Annotated in this window: 12 protein-coding genes and 1 pseudogene; 4 read left to right on the plus strand and 9 right to left on the minus strand. The window is 57.2% G+C overall.

All coding sequences use genetic code 11. The features are described 5' to 3' along the window. Positions 1-156: 156 nt before the first annotated feature. Both ACZ9BX_RS11720 and ACZ9BX_RS11725 read right to left on the minus strand, forming a co-directional pair. Positions 157-1,782: a GMC family oxidoreductase gene (locus ACZ9BX_RS11720; RefSeq protein WP_476218026.1), complete on the minus strand. Its 1,626-nt coding sequence runs from the start codon at positions 1,780-1,782 to the stop codon at positions 157-159. A gap of 206 nt (positions 1,783-1,988) precedes the next feature. Then, the gene (locus ACZ9BX_RS11725) at positions 1,989-2,771 is read right to left on the minus strand and encodes an alpha/beta fold hydrolase (RefSeq protein WP_476218028.1); all 783 of its coding nucleotides are present in this window, start codon (positions 2,769-2,771) and stop codon (positions 1,989-1,991) included. Between the two features lie 143 nt (positions 2,772-2,914). Here ACZ9BX_RS11725 and ACZ9BX_RS11730 point away from each other — a divergent pair, with 143 nt between their 5' ends. Continuing rightward, positions 2,915-3,382 carry a MarR family winged helix-turn-helix transcriptional regulator gene (locus ACZ9BX_RS11730; protein WP_476218030.1) on the plus strand — a complete coding sequence of 156 codons (468 nt, stop codon included), beginning with the start codon at positions 2,915-2,917 and terminating at the stop codon, positions 3,380-3,382. Between the two features lie 20 nt (positions 3,383-3,402). Here the strand turns inward: ACZ9BX_RS11730 and ACZ9BX_RS11735 are convergent, their stop codons facing one another. Beyond that, positions 3,403-4,182, minus strand: coding sequence for an SDR family oxidoreductase (locus tag ACZ9BX_RS11735; RefSeq protein WP_476218031.1), 780 nt, complete (start codon positions 4,180-4,182; stop codon positions 3,403-3,405). Then, the gene (locus tag ACZ9BX_RS11740; protein ID WP_476218032.1) at positions 4,182-4,502 is read right to left on the minus strand and encodes a nuclear transport factor 2 family protein; all 321 of its coding nucleotides are present in this window, start codon (positions 4,500-4,502) and stop codon (positions 4,182-4,184) included. Before ACZ9BX_RS11740 ends, ACZ9BX_RS11735 begins: the two co-directional genes overlap by 1 nt. Before the next feature lie 96 nt (positions 4,503-4,598). Here ACZ9BX_RS11740 and ACZ9BX_RS11745 point away from each other — a divergent pair, with 96 nt between their 5' ends. Next, on the plus strand, positions 4,599-5,495 hold the full coding sequence (locus tag ACZ9BX_RS11745; RefSeq protein ID WP_476218033.1) for a LysR family transcriptional regulator: 897 nt from the start codon (positions 4,599-4,601) through the stop codon (positions 5,493-5,495). A gap of 885 nt (positions 5,496-6,380) precedes the next feature. Here the strand turns inward: ACZ9BX_RS11745 and ACZ9BX_RS11750 are convergent. The 5 genes and pseudogenes from ACZ9BX_RS11750 to ACZ9BX_RS11770 form a co-directional block, all read right to left on the minus strand. Then, on the minus strand, positions 6,381-7,187 hold the full coding sequence (locus tag ACZ9BX_RS11750) for a GNAT family N-acetyltransferase (RefSeq protein WP_476218034.1): 807 nt from the start codon (positions 7,185-7,187) through the stop codon (positions 6,381-6,383). A gap of 59 nt (positions 7,188-7,246) precedes the next feature. Continuing rightward, complete coding sequence (locus tag ACZ9BX_RS11755; RefSeq protein ID WP_476218035.1) at positions 7,247-7,720, minus strand: nuclear transport factor 2 family protein; 474 nt, start codon at positions 7,718-7,720, stop codon at positions 7,247-7,249. Continuing rightward, positions 7,717-8,340 (minus strand): pyridoxamine 5'-phosphate oxidase family protein, encoded by a 624-nt coding sequence (locus ACZ9BX_RS11760; RefSeq protein ID WP_476218036.1) that lies wholly within the window; start codon positions 8,338-8,340, stop codon positions 7,717-7,719. The genes ACZ9BX_RS11755 and ACZ9BX_RS11760 overlap by 4 nt, the downstream gene beginning before the upstream one ends. 121 nt (positions 8,341-8,461) lie before the next feature. Continuing rightward, positions 8,462-9,451 carry an MBL fold metallo-hydrolase gene (locus ACZ9BX_RS11765; protein ID WP_476218037.1) on the minus strand — a complete coding sequence of 330 codons (990 nt, stop codon included), beginning with the start codon at positions 9,449-9,451 and terminating at the stop codon, positions 8,462-8,464. Between the two features lie 125 nt (positions 9,452-9,576). Beyond that, a pseudogene (locus ACZ9BX_RS11770) lies at positions 9,577-10,286 on the minus strand (alpha/beta hydrolase). Positions 10,287-10,572: 286 nt separating this feature from the next. On the opposite strand from ACZ9BX_RS11770, the gene ACZ9BX_RS11775 reads away from it, so the two are divergent. Continuing rightward, positions 10,573-12,474, plus strand: coding sequence for a PAS domain S-box protein (locus tag ACZ9BX_RS11775; RefSeq protein WP_476218038.1), 1,902 nt, complete (start codon positions 10,573-10,575; stop codon positions 12,472-12,474). Further along, a complete protein-coding gene (locus tag ACZ9BX_RS11780; RefSeq protein WP_476218039.1) occupies positions 12,464-13,081 on the plus strand; it encodes a response regulator transcription factor in 618 nt (205 codons plus the stop codon). Before ACZ9BX_RS11775 ends, ACZ9BX_RS11780 begins: the two co-directional genes overlap by 11 nt. The last annotated feature ends 58 nt before the right edge of the window (positions 13,082-13,139 follow it).

A 13,139-nucleotide genomic window follows, 5' to 3' on the forward strand; every position in this document is an offset into this window, starting at 1 on the left:
GCGACACTGCCGTCAATATGCTGAGCACAACTCAGTAAGCGCTCATCTGTTGAGGCGCTAGTAGAAGGTCTTGAAACACGCCGAACGGTTGACCCAAGAGGGCGCAAAGAGCTGGACCCCAGTGTATGCTGGCCGCCGAGCTCTTCTAAAGCATCTTCAGGCGAATGGAGCGACACCACTCAAGTCAGCAAGACCATGCGTCTTCCTGATCAAATCGCCTGCGCGCTCTCCGATGACGACACACGGTGCCATCGTGTTTCCGGTGGTGATACGCGGCATGATCGAGGCATCTGCGATACGAAGACTTTCAATCCCGTAGACCTTGAGCTCGTTATTGACCACGGACATGCTGTCGCGTCCCATTTTGGCCGTGCAGGACTGGTGCCAGTAAGTGACGGCCGACTTTCGGATGAAATCGATCATCCCTGCCCGGTCGCGTGTGCCCGGAGCTGCCTCGCTCGTGACCAGCGGCGTGAAGGCGTCGCTGTTTCCGAGTTCGCGGCACAGCTCAACCGCGGCCAAGGCGGCAGCCATGTCTTCCGGCTCACTGAGAGAATTTGGTTCAATCAGGATAGGGTCGTTTGTATTGGGGCCGGAGAGCCTCAGCCGGCCACGGCTTTTCGGCTGCGCAAGCCCTGAAACCATCGTCCAGCCATGCGCCGGGGTTTCCAGACCTGTTTCCGCCGGCGAAGGTACGGCGAACTCCAACTGGCACTGAAGAATGTCCGGCTGAGAGAGGCGAGAGTCGCTTTTCCAGAAGAGTTTTGCTTCGCAACCTCCCCCACCGACGCCCTCCGGCTTTCGATATGCCCACGTGCAGCCGAACGCGAGATGATCCTGATGATTTCGACCCACACCAGGGAGATGCTGCACGACAGATATCCCGTGAGCTTTCAGTTCATCCTTCGGGCCAATGCCTGACTGCATCAGCACCTTTGGCGTGTTGATCGCACCCAGCGACAACACCGTTTCGCATCGCGCAGTGAACGCACGCCGCTGACCGTTGACGAGAACCTCAACGCCTGTCGCCCGTTTGCCATCGAAGATGATGCTCGTGACCAACGCGTCGGTGAGGACCGTAAGGTTTGGTGACATGAGCGGACGAACATAGGATCCGAATACGGACTCCCGCTTGCCATCCCGGATGCGCAGTTCCGCGATCGATGCACCTCCGGCACTTTCCATCAGTTCGCCGTTCGGAGTGTCGAATACCGGAATGCCAATCGCCGATGCAGCGTTCAATAGAGCCTCCGCGATGGGCTGTGGCGAACGTGGCTGGGCGACATAAACCGGCCCTCCAGCGCCGCGGCGCACAGCATCTGGCGGGCCGCGCCAGTCTTCGATCCGCCGATAGTAGCCGAGAACCGATTCATAGCCCCAGGCTTCATCGCCCGCTTCGGCCGCGAAATGATTCCAGTCTTCCTTGTGGCCTCGCGCCCAGACCATGACATTGATGCTCGAGCCGCCGCCCAGACCCTTGCCCATGCTGAGAGGAAGCCGCCTACCGCAGAGCTCAGGCGCCGGCTCTCCAACGAAACCCCAGTCACGGCTCGTGCCGAGATTGAGTGGCCATTGCGCCGGGTCTCTAACAGACTCGGCTACGTCATCGCCGCCTGCCTCAAGAAGCAAGACGCGGGCGTTTCCGCATTCTGCCAGTCGAGCGGCAATGACTGAACCACTGGAGCCGGCTCCACATACGATAAAATCAAAATCGTCTGAAACCTCATGACGTGTTGGTGCCGGATTTTCATGTCGGTTTAGGTCATGCGTATTCTGATCCACGGGGTTACCCTTGTGAATTGATGAGCTTAAATTGTGAGAAATGGCGGTGAGCGCTAACGGCTCAAAGGCGCAATCGATCTCAATTGGAGATCGACGGTTTTCCATACTGGCTGCAGTGCCGAGCGTAGTGGGAGGTGAGGACGTTCCAGCATGCAATCATCGGAACAGGGATGCCTGTCCCGATGATAAAGCTCGAATGATCATCCTTACTGCGCCGAAACAGTTTTCGCGGCCTCGTCGATAGTGTCCGCCACCACCGTCGGCTGCGTCATGAACAGCGCGTGGCTTGCTGAAACCTTCGTAATCTTGGCTTTAATCCGCTCTGCCATATGGATCAGCATGGCTTGGTCGAATGCCTTGTCTTCGGTGGCGATGACAGCCCAGCTTGGCTTGGTTCGCCAAGCAGCGTTTTCCAGCTTCGTGCCGAACGCCGACATGTTGATGGGGACCTGCGCGTCCCGCATGAAGGCGACGTCGGCGTCGCTGACGTCATGCGCAAATCCCGCCTTGAATTTTTCGGGGCTGACATAACCAAAACCATCTTTCGTGGTCTCGATGACGAATTCCGTTGCAGGGGCAAAACCTTCATACTGCTGGGCCGTCGTCTCGCCTGCGTCCGGTGACAGCGCGGAGACGTAGACCAGCCCCGCGACCTTCGCATCGATGCCGGCTTCCGTAATGACTGTACCACCCCATGAATGGCCTACCAGAATGGCGAGACCATCCTGTCGTTCGATTGCGCGCCTGGTGGCGGCAACATCGTCTTCGAGGGAGGTCAACGGATTCTGGACGACGGTGACGCGATATCCGCGCTTCGTGAGATTGTCGTAGACGCCCCTCCAGCCAGAGCCATCGGCGAAGGCACCGTGAACGAGTACAACGTTTTTCACGGTCTGGTTTTCAGGGATTATGTCCGCAGCGTTCGCAGGCACTGCGGCGGATATTGCGGCTGCGGCTGCGACGGCGGCCAATATGGTCCTGGTGGTCATGGCTTTCTCCTCTTTGTGTATGCGATAACTGTTATCGCGATAACTATAAGCTGGCAGATTTCATTTTTCGTGTCAACATCATTTATCGCGATATTGTTTTTTGCGGTATCATTTGCTATTTCTGAGCCGATAGGAGTTTACAAATGACCGAACGGCATAACGATCCACCAGCGCTTCATGATCAGCTTTGCTACGCAATCTACACCGCGGGCATCGCTATTCAGCGCGCCTATAAGCCATTGCTCGACCAACTGGGCTTGACCTATCCGCAGTACCTCGTGCTCAACGTCCTCTGGCGTGAGGATGAGCAGACGGTTGGTGCCATCGCCCATACCCTCGCTCTGGAATCCAGCACGCTTACGCCACTTCTGAAGCGTCTTGAAGCATCGGGTTTGCTGCGACGGACACGAAATCTGAGCAATGAACGGCAGGTTGTCGTTGCATTGACGAACGAGGGACGCACGTTGCAGCACAGGGCCGGCTGCCTCAGCGACACCCTGCTCGCAACCTCTACACAGACGCCTCAGGAGTTGGCATCCTTGAATCGCGATGTCCGGCATCTCCGCGACGCCATCTATTCACAGATCGGCGGCTGGGACACACCCGCCTGATCCGTGAAGGCGTCTCGTCCCTAAGCTGTTGGCACAGTTCCTCCATCGATGGTGTATTCGGTACCAGTGATCGATGCAGCGCGATCCGATGCCAGGAAGGCAATCAGGTCTGCGACTTCCGTCGGCTTGGCCGGGCGCCCGAGAGGTATGCCACCCAAGCTATCCATGATAATTTTCTTGCCGCCCTCAAGGTCCGTGCCCGCCTTGTCCGCCAAGCGCTGGGCCAAGTGGACGGACGCTTCCGTTTCGATCCAACCCGGAGAAACTCGCACGACGCGGACGCCCTTGGGCGACACCTCCTTGGACATGGCCTTGCTATAAGTCGAGAGTGCTGCCTTGGCTGCAGCGTAAGCGGTAGTCGCTTCCGGGAGAGGCAGCACTCTTTGGATGGACGTGACATGCACAACCACACCGGTTCCGCGTGCGACCATGTCTGGAACCAGTTCGCAATCGAGTCGAACAGCGGGAAAAAGATTGAGAGACATTTCTTTGTGCCACTCGGCATCAGTTAGCGCCCCAAAGCCACCGCCGGCTGCTGACGAGCCACCCAGCATATGAACGATGATATCGATGTTGCCGAGACGTTGACGCGCAACGTCCGCGACGGCCGCGCACCCCTCTTCAGTCGTGAGATCGGCCTCGACAAACAATTCCTTCGGCAGGTTCTCAGGACGTGCCCGCGCGGTCGTCAACACCTGCGCGCCGAGTTCCCGAAACAGGCTGACGGTCGCAGCCCCGGCGCCCTTGGTTCCAGCAGTGATGAGGGCTCGTTTGCCTCTCAGGTTGAGAAAGTCTGTCATCACCGGATCTCCAGCTTAGCGATCTTGCCGTTCTTGATGGTGAAGGCATATGAGAGCGTCACCGGACTGCCGGGAAACTGGCCGCTAACTTTGGCTCGGACGAGCACTCTGTTGCCGTCAATGGTGGATTCCAAAGGTTCAGAAACGTACTGAGTCGCCTTCTTCGCTGCCACCCACCATTCACGGATTGCGACGACGCCTTGATGGCGCGATCCCTCATCTTCGACAACGGCTTCGATCGCAAAGGTGTCCGACAGCGCATCCGCGTTGCTGCCGCTGTCAGCGTCAAAGTACATGTTCACGATATCGGGCATATCCATTGTGTTTCTCCTCACTGGTTGACCCGATAGTTAGCGCTCGACCATTGCGTAGATAAGTGGGATAAACCGGCATGCGGTAATGAACAGACCGGGACAATGGAACAGACCAGCCTGAAAGAACTTGAAGCGGTTATTGCTATTGCCCGGCGTGGGACATTCCGCGCAGCGGCCATCGATCTCGACATGTCCACGACCGCGCTGAGCCACACAATTGGCAGGCTTGAGGCGGGGCTGGGAGTGCGATTGTTCAACCGCACCACACGCAGCGTGTCGCTCACAGATGCCGGCAAGCTCTTTGTGCAGCAGGTGGCGCCGTCGCTCCAGGATCTCTATGCCGCTTTGGATTCGGTGCGTGCGCAACGTGAGACACCTTCCGGAACAATACGGATCAACGCGGCGCCGTTTGCGGCTCGCGCCATCATCTCACCGCTCGTGATTGAGTTCCTGCGCCGCTATCCCGACATGAATGTCGATATTGTAACTGAAGGAAAGATGGTTGATATCGTCAAGGACGGGTATGATCTGGGGGTTAGGGTTGCGGGCCTCGTTCCCAGCGACATGATTGCCGTTTCGCTCGGCCAGCCCCAGCGACATGCTGTGGTTGGGTCTCCTGAATACTTCGAGAGGCATGGGAAGCCGGTGGTCCCTCCCGACCTTCTCAGCCATCGATGCATTCGCGTTCGCCTGCCCGATGGCTCCTCGTTTCGGTGGCGTTTCGAGAAGGACGGGGAGCAGGTGCAAATCGATGCACGCGGTCCGATATCCCTGGACGAGGCTGGCCTCACAAGAACCGCTGTCCTGGAAAGCGCCGGTATAGGCTACATCTTCGAGCAAGACATTTTCCCGGACATTGAGGCGGGGCGCGTCGTCCGTGTACTGGAAGACTGGACGCCACCATATCCGGGGCTTTGCCTTTACTACCCCGGGCGCCGAAATCTGTCAGCCGGGGTGAGGGCGTTCTTGGAACTTGCGCGTGAGCTCTCGCGACAGTGAGCTAATTGAACCGCCAGTGGAGAAGCTTGTTTGTCTCTACAACGCTCCAAGCGGACACAGAGGCGGGGCCGGATGGCGCCGGTTGCAAATCTCATTGGTGACGGGCCCCTTGGTGTCCGACTCCCATGCGTCGACCGATAAGACTCCGGCCGCGTGGCAAACGTCTCGTACTGCTTCAAGTGAGATGTTGCAGTCTAAGCCAACACAATTGAATCCGGTGCAACGACGACGCTCCGGCGTGTGCGCTAACCATGGAGCGGCAAATTTTATCTCAGCGACTGATATGCGGGCGCGAAGCTGCCGTGCGCGTTATGACCGCGGGACGGCGAACCTGGGTCCAAGAGCGGAAATTATTGCCGCTACCCCGCCTGTTGACTGATGCCCAAAGCCAGGGCACAAAGGTGGCATCCACGGTCGCTCGCGGCGGAAAAATATAGGGAAATCAAAGGCGATTTTGCTGAGCCTTTGAAATCATGTGAGAATCCAAGGTCCCCAGGCAAGCCATTTTTGGACCTATTCCTCCGGTTAATAGCTGCCACTCCCCACCAGAAAAAGTGACGCCTTTGCAAGCTACTTGGCGCTATTTCGCGTCGAAACCATGCGACGGCCTCCAGATACCGGCGATGCCTGAAGCTCTGTAAAAAAAGGCTGGGGACCCTGTTCGACTGCTTTAACAAGCCGTGGCCCTAAGCCGCCGTCCGCAGGAGGTGCTCCGGCGCGCAGTGATGCACAGAGGGCTCAAAGGTGCGGCCGAGATCGATGATCAGCATCAGCATCTACGATAACAGCGCGTACTGGAGTTGCGTCTTTACCAAACAGGATCAGGTTTCTGGTTGTCGGTCCAAGAGTTCACGCGATGACCGAAAGGATGACGCCATCGATGGGTTACAGCTTGAAGTTCTTACGGTTATATGCGTGCCGGAAACCCATTTTTCTGAGGTTTTCATAGGAAATACTGGGTTTGCCAAATGAGGGTACTTCTGTTTCGACGACGAACGTCGAGACGCCTTGTGTGATCCCGTGATCGGTGCGGATCTGGATGAGCGCCTTTTGAACGCCGCGATTTCGGAATTCAGGAAGTGTGGTACCACCACCCAACCACGCATATGTCCCGGACACGTAGATGGCGCCAGTTCCGATAGGCGTTTCACCATCCAAAGCGAAAAAACATGACCAGCCCTCTTTGTCCACAATGGCTGACCAAAGGGAAGCCAAGGTTAGCGGGAAACTGAAACCCTTGCACATCATCGATCCGAAGAGCGCGGCTTCGTCAACTTTTACCCGTCGGGTACGGACACCGCCCGGTAACTCGAGGCGGCTAAAGGGAGCGCTGCGGCTAAGCTTTGCCCATCCGGGACCGTGTTCATGCAGATCCTTACTTTGGATCCAGTTTCTCACCTCGTCCGAGGCCGCGTCTGCATTTAGTTGCAGGAACCGGTTCCCTGCCTTTCGTCGCATCCAGTTATATGCTTTGTCCAGATCCTCGACAGAGCCTAGCCCCAGAATGCGATTGAGGCCGATCGCAGGTGCGTTTGGCAGCGAGACCGCGCATCCTCCGTTGATGGGAAGGCATTCGAATTGCTCCTCATCCCGGAGATGTTCGGGTGAGAGCCTGTGCAGATCCACGAAGGCCTTGGCCTCAGTGGCGTCTTCCTCCGCTGGGAGGGAGCGTTTAAAAAAAAGGGAAATCAAGATTGGCTCCTGAGCCGCTGCCTTTGAGTGCCAGATGAACAGAGACAGGCTACTCTCGACTAAAAGCCGAGTTCGCTGAGTCCAGGATGATCATCTGGCCTGCGGCCAAGCGGCCAGTGGAAGCGGCGGTCCTCGGCGCGGATAGGCAGGTCGTTGATGCAGGCGTAACGCTTTCGCATCAGGCCACTATCGTTGAACTCCCAGTTCTCGTTGCCGAACGATCTGAACCAGTTCCCACTGTCGTCATGCCACTCATATGCAAACCTGACGGCAATTCGGTTGCCGCCGAAGGCCCAGAGTTCCTTGATCAACCGGTAATCCAGCTCTCTCCGCCACTTTGTCGAAAGGAACGCTACGATCGCTTCGCGCCCGCTCACGAATTCAGCACGGTTACGCCACTGGCTGTCTACCGTATATGCCAGAGCGACCCTCGCCGGGTCGCGGCTGTTCCAGCCGTCTTCAGCAAGACGAACTTTCTCGACTGCGCTTTCAAACGTAAAAGGCGGAAGGGGTGGTCGTTGAGCTTCGGTCATCTTTCAGGGTTCTCCAACCGTGCGCGCAAAGTCGCGTTCTCGGTTTCCATTCGCTGCAGTTGCTCACGAAGAGGAGCGACAGCTTGTTCAACCTGCTGCTCGGTGTAGCGCGGGATGATGTGCTGTGGGCAATTCCAATCGAACGCCTCAAGCCGAAGCTTGAAGATCCGTTCCGCCCTTCCTTTGTAGGTCGGGTCGGACACCAGATCCGTGAGTTCCTGGTCAGCATCAAGCGCCAGTCGCTCCACATACGCATAAATTTTGAGCCGTGCCCGCCGCACATAATCTATCAAGAACAGACAGGCCCGATCGTTAGCTGCAAAATTGCCGGCGCTGATGTACTGGCGATTACCCCGGTAGTCGGCGAAGGCCATCGTGCGCTGATCGACGACCTTAAGGAAGCCGGCTTTTCCTCCACGGTGTTGAACATATGGCCAACCCGTTTCGGAGACCGATGCCATATAGAAGCTGTCACGTGAGGCGATGAAGGCGATCTCGTCTTCGGTGAGGGTGTCTGAAGGGCGGTTGTCAGCGCCCAGCCATATCTGGTCCACCCCCATGTTCGCCTGAGCTGCTCTGACGCTCGGCGTCACAGCAACCTCAAGAAAATGATATGGCATGCCTATTCTCCTTGCTCAGGCAGGCTCGCATCGTTGTCTCACGGTGCGAGCCCGTATCTATCTTTGGCGGGCCCAATTCAGTGCCTTGCAATTTTGCCCTTCAGACCGCTGAACGCGGACATCAGTCCTGCAAGGCCCAGTCTGCGACCTGCCAGCGCATCTCGCCACGATCGGCGACGATACGGCCGAGCCCGGGGAACGGCATGTGCGTGGCGGCGATGAGCGCACCCTCCGACGCGGCACGCGGAAAGAAGCGATCGCGCATGGCTTTCGCTGCGGCACGGTCCTGCTCAAACAAGAAGAACACATCGGTCGCGGCCGGATGCACGACCGGAAAAATCATATCCGAAACCATGATCATGCTCTTCCCGCCATCTTCGACCCGCACGCCGATATGGCCGGGTGTATGGCCGGTCAGGTCGACGATTGAAACGCCCCGCATGATCTCACGCTCTCCGTCGATCGCTTGGAGCCTCGGATATAGCCGCACGACCTCCTCCGCCATCCTAAAGCTCGTCTGCAGGTAATCAGGCGCGCCGTTGCGCTTGGCCGGATCGGTCCAATGGGTGACGTCGCGACGATCGATATAAAGATCGGCCTCGGGGTAGTTGTTCTTGCCTCCCAGAACAAGCCCGCCCATGTGGTCTTGGTGCATATGCGTCACGATGACCGCGTCGATCTGGTCGGGCCGCAGACCGAGCGCTGCGAGTGCCTGTGGCAACTGTCCAGTCTGCCCGATCGAACCAGCCGCCCCTGCATCGATCAGGATGCGGCGCTCACCATCCTCGACGAGATATTGATTGAAGAGGAACCGAACCCCACTCGGCCGAGCGGTAAACTGTGCGCTTGCCGCGCTCTCGACCTCGGGCGCCGCACGTCCCGGAAAGTAGTCGTCATACGGCATGTCGGCATAGCCGTCCGTCAGGGCCGTAACGGTGAACCGGCCGATGCGGATCTGTGCGAACGGGGTCACCGCAACAGGCTCCCTGGCAGTGTCCTGTGTCGCCGCACCGGCTGGGGAAAAGTCTAGCAGGCCTCCACCGAGGAGGCTTCCCCCGATGAGGCCAAGAGGTAGGGCGCCGGCAAAGGCGCGACGTGAAAGTTGAGGCATGACGTCTTCCTCCCGATCGGTCGGTGATGCTCGCGGCGTTGGCGAACGTGTAGGCATGAACAATTTACGCATCTTACTTCCCCAGTTGATGGTCGATGGGTTCACCGCGGCTGGTTTTCCGGGCGTCAGCTTTTTGTTGCTTCGGTTTCAGCCGCGGCCTTAGTAATCGCTGCGACTTCGTCAGGCTGTGACAACATCACCGCGTGGCTGCTGCGCACTTCCACGACCTTCGCGCCTGCTCGCGCCGCCATCATTGCCTGCGCTTCAGGGGGGATCATTCGATCCTCGGTGGCAAGCAGGTAGAAGGAGGGCTTGGCTCTCCACGCCGGCGAAGTGATCTTGCCCTGAACCGCTTCCAGCCCCCAAGGCCGTTGGGCGACGGCCATGAAACGGCGGCGAAGGCCATAGGAAACTTCGCGGGATCCACCCGGATAAATCCATCGGTCGGCGGAAGGAGGGGAGCTTTTTCAGCACCTGGAACATCCTGAGAAGCCAGATCGAATACCGACTCCCCGACTTCCGGTACGAAGGCGGCCAAATAGACCAGGCAACGGACCTTTTCATCGGCCCCGGCTTCCGTGATTACGGCGCCACCATACGAATGTCCAACGAGGACGACCGGAAAGGTTGCCTCCGCAATCGCGCTCCGCGTGCGCTCGACATCGTCGCTCAAGCTGACGGCAGAGTTCTGCACGACGAGAACTTCATAACCGTCATGCGACAGAACCTGAAAAACCGTCTGCCATCCGGAGGCATCTACAAATGCCCCGTGTACGAGCACGATTGTGACGGATTTGTTGGCGGTATCTGCAAGTTTTTGTACCTGAAGTGTCATGGGTCAACCTCCAAGGTTGCTTCAAATCCGGTCTGACCGAGCTTAGGAGAATAGGCACGTATCGCTTGTGCAGATCGCCTCCTGGGTACGCCGGCGCTGACACTTATTTTCTCTTCATGAGTAGGCCGGTTCTGGCCCGGTCTCAATTGCGATCTAGGTCACATGAAACTAGACGGAGGCACTGCAAAAATAGACCTTCGTCTATCAATCTTGCCTAACGCAGCGCCGGGAAAGGGAGTAGCTTTTCAGCCCTCTGCTGGAAACGCGAAGAGCTGAGGGGATCGACTTGGAGAAACAGAGGGACGCCGATGCGATCATTGACCTGATCCCGGCAATGGCATGGTCCACAACGTCTGATGGCATGCTCGATTTCGCCAATCAGCACTTTCTTGAATACATCGGCTTGCCACTTGCAGATATTGCCGGTGAGGATTTCTACCGTCTTTTTCACCCCGATGACGTCGCTCATTTAGGCTCGGAGTGGCGGAGTATCATGGCTTTCAAAACGGGAAGGGAAGTCGAAGGTCGGATTCGACGCGCGGATGGCACCTATCGCTGGTGTAGTCTTCGGCAGAAGCCTCACCTTGATTCCAAGGGAAACGTCGTGAAATGGTATGGTGTTGTTCTTGATATCGAAGATCGTAAACAAGCTGAAGATGCGCTCAAAGAGACAAAATCGGCACTTGCGGCGAGCGAAGAAAATCTCAGGCTCATCATCAATTCACTTCCGGTTCTCGTATGGTCTGCGCGGCCCGACGGAAGTGCCGATTTCGTCAACAAGAGTTGGCTTGACTACGCCGGACTGCCGGCTGAGCAGATCCTTGAATGGGGTTTTCTGGACCTTTACCATCCCGATGATATTCCCGAGATGGTGGAGATCTGGAAGCGGGACCTTGAGCACTCCGATCATACCCAGTTGAAAGGTCGCATCCGTGGGGGAGATGGACGATACCGCTGGTTCTATTTCTCCGGTCGGAAACTGACGGATGCCAACGGAATCGTGCGCTGGTTCGGTGTCAACATCGACATTGAGAACTTGCAGTATGCCGAGAATGCTCTTCGAGAGAGCGAAGCCGCGCTCAGAGAGAGCGAACACAAGCTCCACCTCATCATCAACACGATCCCTGCCATGGCGTGGTCATGCACGCCGGATGGGCGGCTTGAATACTGGAACCAGCATCTAACCGATTTTGTCGGCCTTCCCTTCGAAGAGATCGTAGGCTTCGGTTTTTACCGGATGTTTCATCCTGATGACGTTGAACGCATGCGCACGAGCTGGGAAGAAGTCGTTGCCACCAAGCAGCCCAATCCAGTAGACGCCCGTATCAGACGGTTCGACGGCGAATACAGGTGGTTCAACCTCCAACAAAGTCCACTACTCGATCCAGAAGGAAATGTCGTGCGGTGGTACGGCGTTGTTGTGGACATCGAGGATCGCAAACGAGCGGAAGAGTCACTTCGGCAGAGCCAGAGCCACCTTGCACACGTTACCCGGCTGACCACCATCGGCGAGCTGGCCGTCTCGATAGCACACGAGATCAATCAGCCGCTCATGGCGATCGTTACCAATGCCGGGACCTGCCTGCGCTGGCTTCAGGACGGACATACAGATCTTGAGCAGGCTCGCCTGGCCGCGGAGCGGGTTGTGCATGACGGGCATCGTGCCGGCGAGATTGTCGCCAGCATACGTGCAATGGCCCAGAGATCTCCTGTACGGATGGAGAGGACCGACTTTAAGCGAGCGCTACATGATGTGCTTTTTCTTCTGCGGGAAGAGCTGCAATCGCGGCGCTTGGAGGTCGTAACGGATCTTCCGCCAGAACCCATCGATGTCTTAGGTGATCGCACGCAGCTACAGCAGGTTCTTCTTAATCTAATAATGAACAGCGGTGAGGCGACACCTCATGGCGCGGAGGCAGTGATCAGGGTGAGTTGTACGCAGAGCCAAGAGGGCGAAGTTGAGGTCAGCGTTTCTGATACGGGGCAAGGGATATCGCCCGAACAGCTCGACCGGGTATTTGAGCCGTTCTATACCACGAAATCCGATGGGATAGGGATGGGCCTTTGTATCTGCCGCTCCATCGTTGAAGCTCACGGAGGGCGCATCTGGGCTACAACCAATCATCCTCGCGGAAGCTCATTCAACTTCACGCTCTCCAACTTCAAGGACATGTCCGTTGATCAATGACAGGAAGAACAGGCGACCCACTGTCATTGTCATAGATGACGATCAAAGTGTCCGCGAGGCCCTCAAGGGGCTGTTCGAGTCCGTGGGCCTAAGTGCTGAGACACACGGCTCCGTCAAAGAGTTCATAGCCGCAGACGATCCCGAAAAAGCTGGATGTATCGTCCTCGACATTCGCCTTCCCGGCCAAAGTGGACTTGAGTTTCAGGAGGCGTTGGCGAACAGCATTCTTCCTCGGTCCGTCGTCTTGATTAGCGCCCATGTCGATGTGCCCATGGCAGTGCGGGCGATGAAGGCGGGCGCTATAGACGTTCTTAGCAAGCCGGTTCGGGAGCAGGATCTGTTAGAAGCCGTCAACCGCGCGATCGCCAATGACGCCGCTCGCCGAGAGGAAAGAACAGCGAAAGTTGCAATCCAATCCAGATATATGACGCTAACGGAACGTGAGCGACAGATTATGGCATTAGTGATCGCCGGTAGACTGAATAAGCAGATTGCCGCAGAGCTTCAAATCGCAGAGCCAACGGTGAAGCTTCACAGGGGCCACATGATGCAAAAAATGAAGGCAACATCAGTCGCCCATCTCGTCAAGATTGCTGATGGCCTGTAGGTGCTTTTTGAGCCGAAATCCCAGAGGCACCGGCGGCGAGCACCCGTCAGCCTGCAAT

It is taken from the genome of Rhizobium sp. USDA 3886 (genome assembly GCF_056279785.1).

Bases quoted from the DNA above. Each gene is read 5' to 3' on its own strand.
- ACZ9BX_RS11740 (WP_476218032.1), bottom strand. From the start codon at position 4,502: ATGGATATGCCCGATATCGTGAACATGTACTTTGACGCTGACAGCGGC.
- ACZ9BX_RS11755 (WP_476218035.1), bottom strand. From the start codon at position 7,720: ATGACCGAAGCTCAACGACCACCCCTTCCGCCTTTTACGTTTGAAAGC.
- ACZ9BX_RS11765 (WP_476218037.1), bottom strand. From the start codon at position 9,451: ATGCCTCAACTTTCACGTCGCGCCTTTGCCGGCGCCCTACCTCTTGGC.
- ACZ9BX_RS11745 (WP_476218033.1), top strand. From the start codon at position 4,599: ATGGAACAGACCAGCCTGAAAGAACTTGAAGCGGTTATTGCTATTGCC.
- ACZ9BX_RS11730 (WP_476218030.1), top strand. From the start codon at position 2,915: ATGACCGAACGGCATAACGATCCACCAGCGCTTCATGATCAGCTTTGC.
- ACZ9BX_RS11735 (WP_476218031.1), bottom strand. From the start codon at position 4,182: ATGACAGACTTTCTCAACCTGAGAGGCAAACGAGCCCTCATCACTGCT.
- ACZ9BX_RS11725 (WP_476218028.1), bottom strand. From the start codon at position 2,771: ATGACCACCAGGACCATATTGGCCGCCGTCGCAGCCGCAGCCGCAATA.
- ACZ9BX_RS11760 (WP_476218036.1), bottom strand. From the start codon at position 8,340: ATGCCATATCATTTTCTTGAGGTTGCTGTGACGCCGAGCGTCAGAGCA.